Below are 14,978 nucleotides of genomic sequence, written 5' to 3' on the forward strand. Positions count from 1 at the left end.
CGTCTTAGGGGCCAAACGCATCCATATAACGGATCACGATCGGGGCCAGGATCAGCCCAGCGATTGCAGGCAGCATAAAACTGGCCATAACCGCCGACATTTGGACAGGCAACTTGTTGGCCTTTTCCTGTGCCCGCACCTCGCGCAGTTCACGCATTTCTTCGGCATAAGTGTTCAAAGCCGCAGCCAGGGGAACGCCAAACCGGGTCGATTGCAGCACAACGCTTACGAATGAGCTCATTTCCTCGATACCTGTTCGACGCGCCATACGCATCAGCGCGGTATCTCGGTCACGCCCTGCCTGAATCTCGGAAAGCGCAATCAGCATCTCTTCGGACATTTCCGGCGCGACAAGCTGCATTTCGACCGCCACTTTCAGTAAGGCCTGATCAAAACCGAGGCCAGCCTCGATACCGATCTGGAGCAGATCCAGCATGTTCGGAAACGCATTTTCCATCAGACGCTTGCGCTCTTTGATCCGGGCGCCCATCCATAACTGCGGTATGAGATACCCGATCCCGCACAATACGCCGACATTCCGGATAATCTCGAACGCGTTCAGGCTGGACGTATATTCCGCGATCCGCGCACCCAAGTTGTTTGCCGGTTGCCAGGACATCAGGAAGAGGAAGGCCAGCGGCAGGAACGTCGCCAGCCCCAAACGGATAAGATAGAAATTCACGATTGCGTTTTTGCTGCGAAATCCGGAACGCGCCAACACCTGCCCAACTTCGAAACGTACACTGGCATCGCTGGGTATCAGGGCCGCACTCAAACCTGTCGGCGCTTCGCCCTCGACTTTTTCAGGAACTGCCCGTGACAAAGCCTGACGTGGTCGGCTTGACACCATGCGCTCTGCGGCTGTGGACCGTTCGCTAAGCGAGGACGAGATACCAAGAAACGCTACGACCGCACCTATCAGCACACAACCCAGAACCAGGATCTGCGTTGATAATTCGCTATCAAAAATCGAACTCAAATACTCCATCGAATACGCCTCTTCAAATCCGGAAATTCACAAGCTTGAACATCACAATCGCGTTCAGGACGATGGTCACGGCGATAACGCTCATGACTGGCACAAAGGCCGGAGAGTCCGCGACATCGCCATAATATGTCGGCGTCATGATGGTCATGAACACGGCAATGCCAACGGGAATGGATGACAGGATATAAGCCGTCATGCGGCCTTCGGCCGAGATGGCCTTGACCTTGCGACGCAATGACATGCGCGCTCGGATCACGCGGGCCAGCGTGCGCAAGATGCCGGCCAGGTCACCACCTGTGCCGTGCTGCATCATCAGCGCAACAGCTAGATACTGGATATCTTCTTCATCGATGCGGTCAGCCATGCTTTTGATCGCAGTCGTCAGTTCTTCGCCATAAGAGACCTGATCAACGACCAGCCCAAACTCAGTTCCAATCGGGTCAGGCATTTCTTCGGCGACACTTTGTAAGGTTGTGTTCAGTGGGTGCCCCACCTTCAATCCACGGGACATCAGGTCCAGCGCATCGGGCAACTGCTTGATCAACGCCGCCTTGCGCTTGCGCAACGTAACCCCCAACGCAACCAGTGGTGCAATCAGGAAAACAAGGGCGCAGGTGGGGACCACTTTCAACGGATCAGCCACCATAGACCCACCAATGGCCGAGATCAGAAAGGCTGCGCCACAACCGGCCAGAAACATTTCGGGAACCATGTTCAGGCCTGAAACCTTCAACGCCAGTGGCAAATCCCCCACCAGCGGGAAACTCCGCAACAGTGGCTTGGCTTCCTGCGGTTTCAACAGGCTGAGGACATCCTCACCCGACTTCCCCTCGGACAGCATCTGAATTCGGCGGTTGATCGCCTCTTCGCGGTTTTCGCCACGCCGCATAAACTGACGCAGCCCTTCAAAAGCAATCAGCGCACCCAGGAAAACCGCAAGCGCAAGAACAAACCTGACATCGAACCCGGCAACTTCCATTTCCGGGCCGATCAGGTTGTTGATGTTCAAATTGGCCAGATATGACCTGATTTTCTCGAACATCCCGGACCTCCTTAGTTGAACTTGACGGTGGACAGGTCGACCCCGGCAGCCGCCAGTGCATCACTGGATTTTGGTCGAATTCCCGTGGGCATGAACCGGCCCAGAACCTTGCCGTTTTCATCCTTGCCTTCGCGCTTGAAGACAAAGATGTCCTGCATGGTGATGATGTCGCCTTCCATTCCAGTCACTTCCGAGATCGAAGTAACCCGGCGCGTCCCGTCTGACAGTCGGTTCAACTGAAGCACAAAGTGGATGGCCGAAGCGATGGTGGCCCGGATCGCCGAATGCGGCAGCTCCATCCCGCCCATCTGTACCATCTGTTCGACCCGAGACAGCGCATCGCGTGGACTGTTGGCATGAACGGTCGTCATCGAACCGTCATGGCCGGTATTCATCGCCTGCAGCATGTCGAAGGCCTCTGATCCGCGCACCTCGCCGACCACAATACGGTCAGGGCGCATCCGCAGCGCGTTGCGGACAAGATCACGCTGGGCCACAGCGCCGGTCCCGTCCAAACCGGCTGGGCGGGTCTCCATGCGGAGAACATGTTCCTGCTGCAGTTGCAGTTCAGCAGCGTCTTCGATGGTCACGACCCGTTCGTTGCCGCCGATATAGGAAGACAAGGCATTCAGCATCGTCGTTTTACCTGATCCGGTTCCTCCAGAAATCAGGACATTCATCTTTGCCTCGACCAGACCACGCAACAACGCCGCGGCACTGTCATTCAATGCATCGTTCTTAACCAACCGCTCCATCGTCAGCGGTACGCGCGCGAATTTACGGATCGACAAGGCCGGCCCGTCCAGCGCGCAGGGCCGAATGATCGCGTTTACACGGCTGCCATCCTCAAGCCGCGCATCCACCCAGGGTTGGCGTTCATCAATACGACGGCCGACACGACTGACAATCTTGTCGATGATCCGAAGCAAATGACGTTCATCCCGAAAACGCGCCGAGGTTTTTTCCAGAATACCTGAACGTTCGACGAAAATCTGCTTGTGACCGTTCACCAGAATATCGTTGATCGAAGGGTCGGCCAGCAAAGGCTCCAGTGGCCCAAGCCCAAGCACCTCGTGCATCAGTTCTTCGACCAAAAGCTTGATTTCCTCAGACCGCATGGCCCGGCCCTCGGACCGCAACAGATCAGTTGCGTGTTTGCCGATTTCGCCCCGCAATGTGTCTTCTTCGACCTTGTCGATCACAGCCAGATTCAGCTTATCAAGCAACGAGTTGTGCATCCGGGCCTTGAGGTCGATACGGTCCATCTCGCGCTCGCGCTCCATGGCACGGCGTTCGGCGTTCTTGACCTCGATATCAGCAACATTTCCGTTCGGCTGTTTCGTGTCCAACGGCACAACTTTTGGGGATTGGGATGTTGTGCGACCCGTTCTGTCAAATTCACGAAACATTCTGCTTTACCTTTTACTTAACTGATCTTCACATCTTCGGACTTCGATTTACTGTTTGCCCACGCGTGGCGGCAGAGAAACTGTGGTTTCCTGCGCGATGCGGCGGATGGCCCGTGTCAGAGGCGCCCGGTTTGAGACCTCTTGCAGAGGTACGCCCCGATCCACGCATTCACGAACGGTTCGCTCATCCTTGGGGATCCAGTGGGCGAAATCCTGTTCCAACAGCTTTGCCGCTGCGCGGTGGTGCGCGGCCGGGATCAGGGGTTTCTTTTCCAGGCTCGCAACCAGCTGGATTTCCAAGGCCGGGTTTTCGGCGTGATAGAAATCCATCAATTTCCGTGCTGACCGGATCGAAGGCACCGCGACATCCGTCACCAAAAGCAGCCGGTCGGCTTGCGACAAAACCGGCGTGATCCACTCGACCAGAGCTCGCGGCAGATCAATAATCACATAATCATGGCTGCGCTTAAGGCTGTCCAAAATGGCCGAGATCTGTTCTTCATTAATGGCACTGAGAGGACCAAAGCGCGACGGTGCAGCCAGAACATCAACCCCACAGGGGGATTTGGTCATGGCCTGTTCCAGAAAGGCGCCATCGGGAATGCTCTCATCCATCGCCATCCGCCACATGGCGTCACTTTCCTCAACATCCATCAGGGCGGCAATAGATCCGAACTGAAAATCCAAATCGACAACCGCGACTTCGTTGGCGGCTTTCTTCTTGAAGAACCCTTCCTTGGCCTGTAGCTCGTTGGCCAGATTGGCAGCGACGATAGACGATCCAACCCCACCACGGGATTTGGCCACGGCGATCACTTTGCCCAGGGTTGCTTGACCGCCCCACACGGCCGGCAACTGCGCTTGACGGCGGGCCCGGATTGCGTCCACCTGCGGCACAATTTCCTCGTCGATCCACTTTCTCGGAAGAACGTCGTCGACACCAAGCTTTTTCAACTGGCGCGCCTTTTCCAAGGGCAGATCCTCGTGGGCCAACGCAATGATGATCGCATTTGGCATACGGGCATCACAGATTTTCCGTGCGGTTTGCAGTAGGTCCCCGGAATTCTCATCCACATCGAACAGAACAACATCATGCTCTGCAGTCAGCGAGATCGCAGAGCCGTTTACCCCCGCAACGGTGTCCTGACGACCGGTGAACCGGCAGTTCGCCTGCCCCCGTAACGAGCCTTCTATGGCCGAGTAAATCTGCTCGTCCGGTGAAATCAACAATACTGAAATCTGCTTGGCACTCATTATGTTTCTCCTTACTCACTCGCCCCGGCCGCCAGATCTTCGGCGGGAACCGATGTGCTCATCGCGGGAAGAGAAATACTGTTGGGGGTATTTGACGCAGGTGTTGTGCCGTTCGACGCAAGAGCGGCCAGACCGGCGATTGGCATCATGAAGTTAAAGTCTACGTTAACAAGTTCGGCGGTAACGACCGGCGTATATGGCCCCCCTAAAAATCCAAGGCGCGCGTCATGCGAATATCCGATCTGTACGTTGGCGGCAGTCGTTCCCGGTGGCAGCAACATGCGGATATCATTCCAGACACGTGCGCCGTAATCCGTCGCGGTATTCAAAGGGCAGGGCGCAGGCAGGGCAGGCACGGCACAGACATTGCCACTGCGGCAGAGCACCCCAAATTTCGTACTTGTAGGAGCGCCGCTTGCCAGCGTGTGCTCGGTCGGCAACGCACCGCAAAGCGGAGGCCCAAGAGTTGCCAGCCTGGATGCTTTTTGCATCGCCTTCTGCGCCATGGTTGTCGACCAGAACAACCGGCCATAATCCACAATGCCGAACATCAGCAACAGGAACAGTGGAATGACCATCCCCAATTCGACCAGGGCGGCGCCACGCTCCTGACGCCGGAAGGTCCGCAGGATATGCGACACCCGGGTCATACGCCGAACACCCGGCTCTGATCCGAAATCACCGTGTCAAGCGTGCTAACAGCCCCGCCGAACAGGCCCAGAACATTGCCCAGGATAAAATCAATCTGGATTTTCGCGGTCACTTCGACCACTGAGGTCGGGTCAATACGATAGCTGCCAGACCGCGAGATGCAGGTCGGGGTTACATCCACCAGCGTTGTTCCGACCGGCAAATGCGCCCCACCGCCCAGTCGGTTGGCGACAATATCTGTGGCCATTGCATCATAGCTTGCGACGCCTCCCGCGCTGCATAGATCCAGCGGTGCGATGCGAGCGATCATGCGCGACGCATCCCTTACGCCGGCAGATGTCGCCTGATGTATCCAGGTGATCCGGCTGCCCTCGATGATCACAACAAAGAACAGCAAGATAACCGGCAGAACCATGGCGAACTCGACCATCGGCGCGCCAGACTCGCAGCGCCGAAAGCGTGAGAGGAAGCGACCCAGCGGCTTCATCGGTACAGCCTCACAACATCGCGGAAAATGCCATCAACGGCACTGCCGCCAACTCCGCCGCCAACCTGTTTGACCACCTCGACGAAGATGTCGAAATCCGAGCCTGTGGATTCTTCAAGCGGCTGAAACAGAAAGACTTTTACGAACTCCTTCACCGGCACATCGGTGGCCCGCCCGGAAACCGGGTTCGCGGTGCAGTCAATCGCTGCGGCGATAAATGTCCGGCGGTCGGGGTCGGTGCTGGGCTGGCTTGAACATTGGGCGCGGCCGGTCTCGTCCCGTCCGGTGACGATATCGCCTGACCCGGCCCGGCTGACCTCGTCCAGATATACCTGATACCGGGTGTTTCCTGTCGGTGCACCCTGCGCATGCGGTGTCAGCGTACCGTCCGGTCCAACGCCATAATTCATAAGGTTGTAAGCTGCTTGCCCTGACGTCCAGTTGCCATCGCCAAAACGGCTGCCATTGCAAAGACCACTCACCGGGTCAAAGCAATCATCCGGCGGCATTGGAATAGTATTGGTCGACAGGGTCGGATTGTTGTTCAAACATCCCCCACCAGTATGGTCCCAGCCCGAGATCACATTTGGGCCCGGTGCATAGTCTGGATCGTTCTTCAGTTGGTTCATGGTCGCCTGGAACATATCGAACCGCGAATTGTAGATCGCGCTGCCAATCCCGTTCCGCTGACCGGGTTCGGTGTCGACACCGCGCTGAGACACGCATTTGGTCAGGTTCCCATTCGCAGCAATGAGGCAGATATACAGCTTTGAACCAGTCAGACCGGCGCATGGCCCGTTTGGATTGATCCCGATATCCGTTGGATCCAGAAATCCGAAATTCCCCGGCCCCCAGGCCGAGTTGTTGCCGCCAGTACGCAATTTGATGGAAGCGCCGATATTGGCGCTGGAGGTCCAGCCCGACGGGATGCAGAACATCAACGGCGTTACGTCACAGGCATATGCTGAATACCCAGCGATCGAGACTGAATTCACCTCTCCGGACGGGCTGGCGACGCCCAGCAAGCTGGCCAGCGATCGGCCAAAAGGCAGGAAAACAGTCCGTGGTGTCGCGGTCACCTCGACCAAGACAGCACGCGCCGGGTCTGTCGTCACAAAGGGCGTAACCGAGTCGTTATCGTCTGGGTCTGCCCCCGGAGTAGGCAATCCGGTCAGAAAACGAAGCGAAAAATCCGCAGAAGTTCCAAGGCTTTGGCTGCCATCAGCGAAAAACTGTTCGTCGTCGATCATGCCGGATGCCGCAGCTGTTGCACGGGTGATGGCGTCAGCATTGCCATCCAGCTCTCCTGCGGCGGCAAGCGCAACGTGGTCGGTATAGGCTTGCATGTCAGTTTGGGTAGAGGCGATACGCCCCAGATCAAAAGTCAGTGCAGCCATTCCGATCATGACGACCATAAACATGCCGACAAATACCAGAATTGTGCCGTCTTCTTTGTCCCTGATTTTGCGTAGCGAAGTCATATCAACCTCCCTCGAAAGACCAACCTGACCTCAGTTCACCGGCTCAGTTGTTGCGCTGGTGTTCCCAAAGACCTGAATTTCCTGAACGTCGGATGCCCCACGGCGAACTTTCACAATCGGCCTGGGCGTGCCCTCTTCTAGCGGTGATTTTTCAAGGAGGATGTCGCTGAGGCGAACCGCTTCCAGCGGCTTATCCTCTTCTGTTTGCAGAGACCGCAGAGACAGGCTGAGCTGCCCGGCCTTCTGCGCCAGAGCCAACTTCTGGCCTTCATCCGGGGTGACCTCGATCGTAACCGTGCGGGCAATGCCCGGTTGGTCAAGCTCTTCATCCGCAGTTTGGTCCACGCCGATGACCCGGATATTCTGGAGGATCGTCACTGCACGCAGCGTATCATTGGTGCCGCGGGTCAGAACAATGTCGACAAAGTCGCCAGGCGTTACAAATCCGCCTACCCCTGTCTGCGCGTCAACATTGATCGCCATCGCGCGGTTATTCTGGCCAATCGTCTGAACGATTGTCACTTTTTCACCAAATTCGGAAACTTTCGAGGTCAAAAGAATTTCGCCCTGCGCCAAAGCGCGCTTGGCCCGGCGAGGTTCTATGCCGGCGACAGGCAGGACATCATCAAAGCTTGTAAAAACACCTGCAGGCACAGATGCAGCAGGCCAATCAATGGTCGTCAGCTTGTGCCCTTCGATCGGCGTTCCGAACGCGATATCTTCGGCCACGGCCACAACACGAACTATGGTTGGTTCACCCGCTGACTGATTCCGTCGGATCTGATCCTGTGCCAGAATGACTGCGCCACCCGCCAAACCTATTCCCAGGAAAGTCATCAAAAATGATTTAATACGCATGGTATCCTCCAATTCCCGGGAAAACTCAGGATAATTACTTAATTGGGCCTGAATGGCCAAACAGACCGCTTATGCAAATCAAAGGTGGTCTGGTAGGAAACTGACGCCCCGCACTTGCGAGCGGGAAGTCAGGTTTTTTACTTGGAATATTGGCGTGCAGGTTAAGGGGTTGGTGTTGTTCCCCGCTGGGCTGCCGAGTTTGCATCACTAAAGTTGCTACTGGTCGTGCCAGCCAAATTGGTCAGAATTGTCCCGCCGACGACAATCGCAACAAACAGCGCGATGCCATATTCAACCAGGGTGGCGCCACGCTCGTCTTTGCGCAGCTTCAGAAATACTTTGCGAATTCCATTCAACATTACTTGAACTCCAGACTGTTTTACCAAAGTGCGAAATCCCGCACTGACACGAGGAACACACCCCCGTTAACTAAATCGTTACCTATGAGGAGGTGCCGAAACCTCCCCACAAACGAAAAGAAATTCCCGCTTAGGGCGAATTTTCGATCATTTTGGGCGGAAATGCGTCAAATCGCGGACCGATTTACGGTGCGCGGCGGCAGATTTACCTGATCTCCCGTCAGAAAGAATCGACTGGTGAGAAGCTGCTCGGGGTCAATAAACCGGGCCCCGCGTCAAACGAGCAATCATTTGCAACCGATTGCAGCCGCCAGACTAACTGGCTTAGTATCACGACATGAAAATGTCTGTCATCCCAACTTTCTTCTGCAGGTACGAAACATGAGCGTCACCCTAAAAGACGTCGCAGCTCTGGCCGGGGTGTCGCGCTCTGCCGTGTCGCGCACCTTTACCGAGGGCGCCTCGGTTTCGGCAAAAACCCGAAGCAAGGTGGAAAAGGCCGCGGCGGAACTGGGTTACAGCCCAAACGCCCTGGCCTCGTCCCTGACCACGGGGCGGACAAAACTGATTGGGTTGATCTCGAACAACTTTCACAACCCGATTTTCCTTGAAGTGTTCGATCAGTTCACACGTGCCTTGCAAGAACGTGGATTACGCCCGTTGATCGTGAATCTGACGGATGAGACCGAGCCTGCCAATTCCGTTCGGATGCTGCGCCAGTATTCTGTTGACGCTGCCATCGTGGCCTCTTCGACCCTGCCGCCTAGTTTCGCCAAGGCGTTTCACGATGCCGGTGTTCCGGTTGTGCATACGTTCGGGCGCTCGGCGACCTCACCAGAGGTACATGTCGTCGGGATCGACAATGTCGAATGTGGTCGCATGGCAGCCCGCGAGCTAAAGGCGCGGGGTTATCGGCGCGTTGGATATTTAGGCGGGCCAAAAGATGCGACCTCGGCCATGGATCGCTATCAGGGCTTTATGGAAGAGGTCGAAAAGCACCCCGATCTTGAGGTGACATACTCTTTCGCCGGGGCCTATTCATTTGAGGCGGGGCGCGCTGAAATGCTGGATCTGCTAAAGGGTCAACCAGCCGAAAGCTATTTCTGCGGCGATGACATTCTGTCCGTCGGTGCGCTGTCCGCTCTGTCGGATCACGGGCTGAAACCGGGCAAGGATATCGGGATCATCGGCCTGAATGACATGGAGATGTCGCGTTGGGAAAGCGTGAATCTGACGACCATCCACCAACCGATCAAGCAAATCATCACCTCGTCTGTGGATCTGGTGGAAGAGATGCTGAAAGACCCCGAGCGTTATCCCGAGGCCCGCATTTTCCCCTGCCGCGTAGTCGAAAGGGGCACGCTGCGCCCCCGCACCTAGTCAGCGGAACATAGGGGGGCGCGCATCCTTCCAGGCTCCGTCTTCATTGCCCGACGCAACGGCAGCATGGACCGCTGCGATAGACCGCACCCCATCCGCTGCGCCTGGCAACCCGTCGCGGGTTTCGCCACGAATGGCATCGGCCAGATCGCAATAGATGTTGGCCACAGCCAAGGGAAACCCTTCAGGATGTGCGATGGCCACCCGCGACAGGCGCTGGGCGTCCTCGTACAAGCCACCTTCGCCCTTTTCAATGATCTGTGTGCGGCCGCCGACCGGTGTATAGAGCAACTGGTTGGGCTGTTCCGAGGTCCAGCGCAGACCGCCGGTTTCACCGAAGACCTGAATGTCGAACCCATGTTGGCGCCCGATCGCAACGGACGAAGTCCACAAGCGCCCGACGGTGCCACGCTCTGTCCGGAAGTTGACCATGGCATCATCCTCCAGCACGCGGCTTGATATGGTCGAGGCCATGTCGGCGGACAGCGACGTGACCTCATCATCGCAAATGAAGCTGGCCATATGCAGCGCGTGTATACCGCAATCCGCGAACTGCCCCGAGACACCGGCCATCGCCGGATCATACCGCCAGCGCACGCGCGGATTGTCGGCGTCAGTGGCATCCCCGTGGTGGCCGTGGCTGAAATTCGTCACGACCAGACGCACCTTGCCGATATCCCCGACCCTCACCATTGCACGTGCCTGGCGCACCATCGGATAAGCCGAATAGCAATAATTCACGGCGCATAGCTTGCCCGATGCTTCGGCGATGCGCACGATCTCTTCGCCTTCTTCCACGGTCATCGTCATCGGCTTTTCGCACAGAACGTTAAAACCCGCCTCGAGATAGGCCTTGGCAATTTCAAAATGGGTCGAGTTCGGTGTCGCGATTGTAACCAGATCGATGCGGTCGCTACGGTCTTTTTCACCGGCTAGCATCTCTTGCCAGTCGCCATAGGCGCGATCAGTTGCAACGCCCAGACGCTGTGCATATTCACGTCCCACGTCGGGGCGGTGGTCCAACGCTCCGGCAGCGAACTCAAACAGCCCATCGGCCTGTGCGCCAAGGCGGTGCGCAGGGCCAATCTGGCTGCCTTCACCGCCACCGATCATGCCCCATCTCAGCTTTGTCATGGTCTTAGTCTCTCTTTGGAAATTGGGTGGTGTGCTTTCAGAAATCGCTGATATCTGTCCATTGCCGCCCGTCTGACGATGCCAATGCAGCCGCCAGAACGCGGTTCACCTCGTGCCCATCGTGGAAGGTGGGCCAGATATTCTGCCCGGAATGGATGGCCTGCAGGAAATCCTTGGCCTCGATAATGATCTGATCCTGATATCCTGTCCCGTGGCCAGGGCCCTGGCAAAAGGGCTCGTAATCCGGATGCGCGGGGCCGGTCAGGATCTTGGTGAACCCGCGCGTGGCCTCGGGGCCTTCGCGGCGATACAGCCACAGGGCGTTCTGATCCTCTTGATCGAACCGGATCGCACCTTTGGTACCCGAGATCTCATAGGCGTAACCCATCTTGCGACCCGTTGCGACGCGGCTGAAATAAAGGTTTCCCATGACCCCGTTTTCAAAACGGCACATCATCTGCGCGTGATCATCATTGGTAACTTCGCCGCCGGGGCGATGCCGGTGCACCGTCTCCACATCGGCCATAACCTGAGTGATCGGCCCGATCAGCGCCAACGCACCATTCACCATATGCGGAGCAAGATCGCCGATGGTTCCATTGGCCATTCCCGTTGTGCGCCAGGTTGCCGGGGCCTCGGGGTCGGCATAGAAATCCTCAGTATGTTCGCCACGGAACCATGTGACCTGACCGATTTCCCCTTCAACAATAAGCTGACGCGCATATTGGCTGGCGGGCGTACGGATATAGTTGAACCCGACCATGTTGATTGCACCTGTGGCCTCGGCTGCCGCCACCATCGCGCGGCTGTCGTCCAAGGACGCCCCCAAGGGTTTTTCGCACAGCACCGGTTTACCAAGGGCAAACGCCGCCTCAGCGATTTGACGGTGTGTCGACTGAGGTGAGGCGATCACAATGGCCTCGACCTTTGGATCCTCGACCAACATGCGCCAGTCATCGGTGGCGCGCTGGAACCCGTAGGCGGCACGATAGACTTCCGCGCTTGCAGATGTCGAGGCACAGATCACCTCAAGTCGCGGGCGCAGCACGGTGTCGAACACCGCACCTACCGCTGACATCGCGACCGAGTGGGCCTTGCCCATATAGCCGCCGCCAACAATTCCAATTCCAATTTCAGGCATCTGCCGCGGCCTCGCACATATCATTTGCAACCGGTTGCAAAATCAGTATCGTGTGAATCGATTCAACGCAAGGATCAACACACCTTGCCGACCCTTTTCGCCGGAGGAAATGACTTGACCGCTTTGATGGACGGTATCAAAGGAAACCGCTTTGGCGTCTTGGGTCGTGCGGGCATGGACCTGTTTGCCGATCCCATCGGCGAGAAAAGTGAGGATGCCGACGCGTTCCGGGCCGATCTGGGCGGTTCATCGGCAAATATATGTGTGGGTCTGGTCAAGCTGGGCAGTCGAGCGTCGCTGATCACCTCGGTATCTGACGACGCGGTCGCGCGGTTCTGCCTGAACCGGCTGGCGCATTACGGCGTCGATACGTCCAACATACGGGTTGTAAGGGGCGAATACCGCATGTCGCTGGCAATCTACGAAAGCCGGACAGAAGATTTCCAGAATGTCATCTACCGCAATGGCGCAGTCGATTTCCAAGTCACCGAAGAGGATATGGACCAGGTCGATTTCAGCTCCTTCTCGGCTGTGATCTCGGCCGGAACCGTCTTTGCGGCCGAGCCTTCGCGCAGCGCCACATTCCGGGCCATCGACACGGCCCGTAAGGCCGGTGTGCCCGTAATATTTGACATAGACTATCGCCCTTACAGTTGGCCCTCACCCAAAGTCGCGTCCGAGGTCCTGTCCCGCGCCGGTGACGCCAGTGATCTGATCGTAGGCAATGACGAAGAATTCGGTTTCATGGCGGGCGGGATAAACAAAGGGTTTGCCAAGGCGCAGGAACTGGCGGCCAAACCAGGCCGCGTGGTGATCTATAAAATGGGTGAAAAAGGCGCCATCACGCTGATGGACGGGCAGGAATTTCAGACAGGCATCTATCCGGTGACCGCCGTCAAGCCGAATGGCGCAGGTGACAGTTTCATGGCCGGGTTACTGGCCTCGGTTGCAGCGGGGTACTCGCTGAAGGACGCGGTGATGCGCGGGTCGGCCTGCGCCTCGATCGTCGTGTCTCAACCCGGCTGCGCGCCCGCGATGCCGACCACCGAACAGCTGGACACGTTTCTGGCCACCCATCCCGGCCCCACGGCATAGGAGATCCCAATGCATATCGCCCCCTATGAGAACCAGAACAAACCCATCGTGGATGCCGATGACCCAATGGTGCCCCTGAACTATTTCAACATCGTCAAACTGAAACAGGGCGAGGCGTTCGAATATCAAGTGCCGGGGTATGAGACCTGCATCGTCCCGGCCACAGGTTCGGTCGATGTGGATGTCGAAAGCGTGCAATTTGCCATGCTGGGTAACCGAGGAGAGGATGTCTGGGATGGAGAGCCAGAGGGCGTTTATGCACCCGTTGGCGCCAAGGTGCAGATCGTCTGCATCTCGGATCATTCCGAAGTCTTCATCGCAGGCGCCAGATACGACAAGGTTCTGGACCCGTTCGATGTCCGCCAGCATGATCTGGTACAATACGGCAGCGACGACACCAAAACCCACCGCAAGATCAAGCACATCCTGGGCCAGAAACAGCACGACAAAGTCGGTCGCCTGCTGGTCAGTGAGCTGTTCACTGTTGGTCAAGGCGGCTGGTCCGGCTTCCCCAGCCACAAGCATGACACGAACCGTCTGCCCGACGAGACGCGGCACGACGAGACCTACAATTTCCGTTTCAAACCCAACTGGGGCTCTGGCCTACAGATGCTGCAGCGCGAGGATAACGAACCGGGCGACGCCTATCATATCATGGACGGATCGACCGTCTGTATCGACAAGGGTTATCACCCCTGCTGCGTCCTGCCGGGGTATGAGATGTATTATTTCACGATCCTCGGCGGCCTGACCCAACGCTCGCTGGTCCAGTATTTCCAACCCACCCATGCCTATCAGATCGAAACCATACCGGGCATCAAAGACATGATTGCAAAATTCAAATGACCCTCGCCACACTGAAAGACGTTCTGCAACCGGCGCATGAACAAGGCTATGCCGTGGGCGGCCTGGTCACGCTAGGATGGGAGGATATGCGCGCCTATGTGGCCGCAGCCGAAGCCGAAAATGCGCCGGTGATCCTTCAGGCTGGTCCAAGCTGCCGCGAACACACACCCCTGCCTGTTCTGGGCAAGATGTTCCGCTATCTGGCCGAAAACGCCTCTGTCCCCGTCGTCGCCCACCTGGACCATGGGTATACGTTCGAGGACTGCAAAATCGCGTTGGACAGCGGCTTTACCTCGCTGATGTTCGACGGGTCGCGCAAGCCATTGCAGCAAAACATCGATGAGACCGCGGCCATTGCCGAAATGGCCCATGCGGCAGGGATTTCATGCGAGGGAGAGATCGGCTTTGTGGGGTATTCCGGTGTCGAAGGCTCAAATGGCACCGACCCCGAGGAAGCCGCGAAGTTTGCACGCGAAAGCGGCGTCGACGCGATGGCGATTTCGGTTGGCAATGTTCACTTGCAGCAAAACAAAGAAGGTGGCCTGGATGAGGCGCGTATCGCCGAAATCGATGCCGTGACCGAAGTGCCTTTGGTCATTCATGGTGGGTCCGGTGTGCCGGTAGAGCAGCGTATGAAGCTGGCGCGCGAGACCTCGATCTGCAAGTTCAATATCGGGACCGAGCTGCGTATGGCATTCGGAAATGCCATGCGTGAAGCCGTCAATCGTGATCCTGAACGGTTTGACCGCGTCACGATCCTGAAGGAAACGCACGACCCAGTTGAGGCTGCTGCCCGCACCGTGATCCGTGCCTTTGGCGCCCCGCCGCAGCATTAGGGCGTCAAGTTACCAGT

Annotated in this window: 15 protein-coding genes; 4 read left to right on the forward strand and 11 right to left on the reverse strand. The window is 57.2% G+C overall.

Features of this window, described 5'->3' with window-relative positions; translation table 11 throughout:
* Nucleotides 1-4 precede the first annotated feature (4 nt).
* The 9 genes from AC2FH2_RS05340 to AC2FH2_RS05380 form a co-directional block, all read right to left on the reverse strand.
* Nucleotides 5-988 carry a type II secretion system F family protein gene (locus tag AC2FH2_RS05340; protein ID WP_142635745.1) on the reverse strand — a complete coding sequence of 328 codons (984 nt, stop codon included), beginning with the start codon at nt 986-988 and terminating at the stop codon, nt 5-7.
* A 13-nt stretch (nt 989-1,001) separates the two neighbouring features.
* Entirely contained in the window at nt 1,002-2,030 is a 1,029-nt protein-coding gene (locus tag AC2FH2_RS05345; RefSeq protein WP_142635743.1) for a type II secretion system F family protein, read from the reverse strand.
* Between the two features lie 11 nt (nt 2,031-2,041).
* Complete coding sequence (locus tag AC2FH2_RS05350) at nt 2,042-3,439, reverse strand: TadA family conjugal transfer-associated ATPase (protein ID WP_496691717.1); 1,398 nt, start codon at nt 3,437-3,439, stop codon at nt 2,042-2,044.
* 48 nt (nt 3,440-3,487) lie between these two features.
* Nucleotides 3,488-4,693 carry a CpaE/TadZ family protein gene (locus AC2FH2_RS05355; protein WP_142635739.1) on the reverse strand — a complete coding sequence of 402 codons (1,206 nt, stop codon included), beginning with the start codon at nt 4,691-4,693 and terminating at the stop codon, nt 3,488-3,490.
* An 11-nt stretch (nt 4,694-4,704) separates the two neighbouring features.
* Nucleotides 4,705-5,343, reverse strand: coding sequence for a TadE/TadG family type IV pilus assembly protein (locus AC2FH2_RS05360; RefSeq protein ID WP_496693637.1), 639 nt, complete (start codon nt 5,341-5,343; stop codon nt 4,705-4,707).
* Nucleotides 5,340-5,831 (reverse strand): TadE/TadG family type IV pilus assembly protein, encoded by a 492-nt coding sequence (locus AC2FH2_RS05365; RefSeq protein ID WP_142635735.1) that lies wholly within the window; start codon nt 5,829-5,831, stop codon nt 5,340-5,342. Before AC2FH2_RS05365 ends, AC2FH2_RS05360 begins: the two co-directional genes overlap by 4 nt.
* Nucleotides 5,828-7,312 carry a pilus assembly protein TadG-related protein gene (locus tag AC2FH2_RS05370; RefSeq protein WP_142635733.1) on the reverse strand — a complete coding sequence of 495 codons (1,485 nt, stop codon included), beginning with the start codon at nt 7,310-7,312 and terminating at the stop codon, nt 5,828-5,830. Before AC2FH2_RS05370 ends, AC2FH2_RS05365 begins: the two co-directional genes overlap by 4 nt.
* 30 nt (nt 7,313-7,342) lie before the next feature.
* Nucleotides 7,343-8,170 carry a Flp pilus assembly protein CpaB gene (cpaB, locus tag AC2FH2_RS05375; RefSeq protein WP_496823102.1) on the reverse strand — a complete coding sequence of 276 codons (828 nt, stop codon included), beginning with the start codon at nt 8,168-8,170 and terminating at the stop codon, nt 7,343-7,345.
* A 161-nt stretch (nt 8,171-8,331) separates the two neighbouring features.
* Nucleotides 8,332-8,529, reverse strand: coding sequence for a Flp family type IVb pilin (locus AC2FH2_RS05380; protein WP_496823103.1), 198 nt, complete (start codon nt 8,527-8,529; stop codon nt 8,332-8,334).
* 381 nt (nt 8,530-8,910) lie between these two features.
* On the opposite strand from AC2FH2_RS05380, the gene AC2FH2_RS05385 reads away from it, so the two are divergent.
* Complete coding sequence (locus AC2FH2_RS05385; protein ID WP_496693635.1) at nt 8,911-9,909, forward strand: LacI family DNA-binding transcriptional regulator; 999 nt, start codon at nt 8,911-8,913, stop codon at nt 9,907-9,909.
* On the opposite strand, the gene AC2FH2_RS05390 is transcribed toward AC2FH2_RS05385, so the two are convergent.
* Together AC2FH2_RS05390 and AC2FH2_RS05395 are read right to left on the reverse strand one after the other, a co-directional pair.
* Nucleotides 9,910-11,043 carry a Gfo/Idh/MocA family protein gene (locus AC2FH2_RS05390; RefSeq protein ID WP_496693634.1) on the reverse strand — a complete coding sequence of 378 codons (1,134 nt, stop codon included), beginning with the start codon at nt 11,041-11,043 and terminating at the stop codon, nt 9,910-9,912.
* A gap of 37 nt (nt 11,044-11,080) precedes the next feature.
* Nucleotides 11,081-12,184: a Gfo/Idh/MocA family protein gene (locus AC2FH2_RS05395; protein WP_496693633.1), complete on the reverse strand. Its 1,104-nt coding sequence runs from the start codon at nt 12,182-12,184 to the stop codon at nt 11,081-11,083.
* Nucleotides 12,185-12,310: 126 nt separating this feature from the next.
* Here AC2FH2_RS05395 and iolC point away from each other — a divergent pair, with 126 nt between their 5' ends.
* From iolC to AC2FH2_RS05410, 3 genes are read left to right on the forward strand one after another with little or no spacing between them, the layout of a single operon-like run.
* Nucleotides 12,311-13,279: a 5-dehydro-2-deoxygluconokinase gene (gene iolC / locus AC2FH2_RS05400; RefSeq protein WP_496823196.1), complete on the forward strand. Its 969-nt coding sequence runs from the start codon at nt 12,311-12,313 to the stop codon at nt 13,277-13,279.
* 9 nt (nt 13,280-13,288) lie between these two features.
* The gene (locus AC2FH2_RS05405) at nt 13,289-14,125 is read left to right on the forward strand and encodes a 5-deoxy-glucuronate isomerase (RefSeq protein WP_282021588.1); all 837 of its coding nucleotides are present in this window, start codon (nt 13,289-13,291) and stop codon (nt 14,123-14,125) included.
* Nucleotides 14,122-14,961, forward strand: a complete 840-nt coding sequence (locus tag AC2FH2_RS05410; protein WP_496823104.1) for a class II fructose-bisphosphate aldolase — start codon at nt 14,122-14,124, stop codon at nt 14,959-14,961. The genes AC2FH2_RS05405 and AC2FH2_RS05410 overlap by 4 nt, the downstream gene beginning before the upstream one ends.
* The last annotated feature ends 17 nt before the right edge of the window (nt 14,962-14,978 follow it).

The organism is Ruegeria sp. YTSA105, from assembly GCF_059610225.1.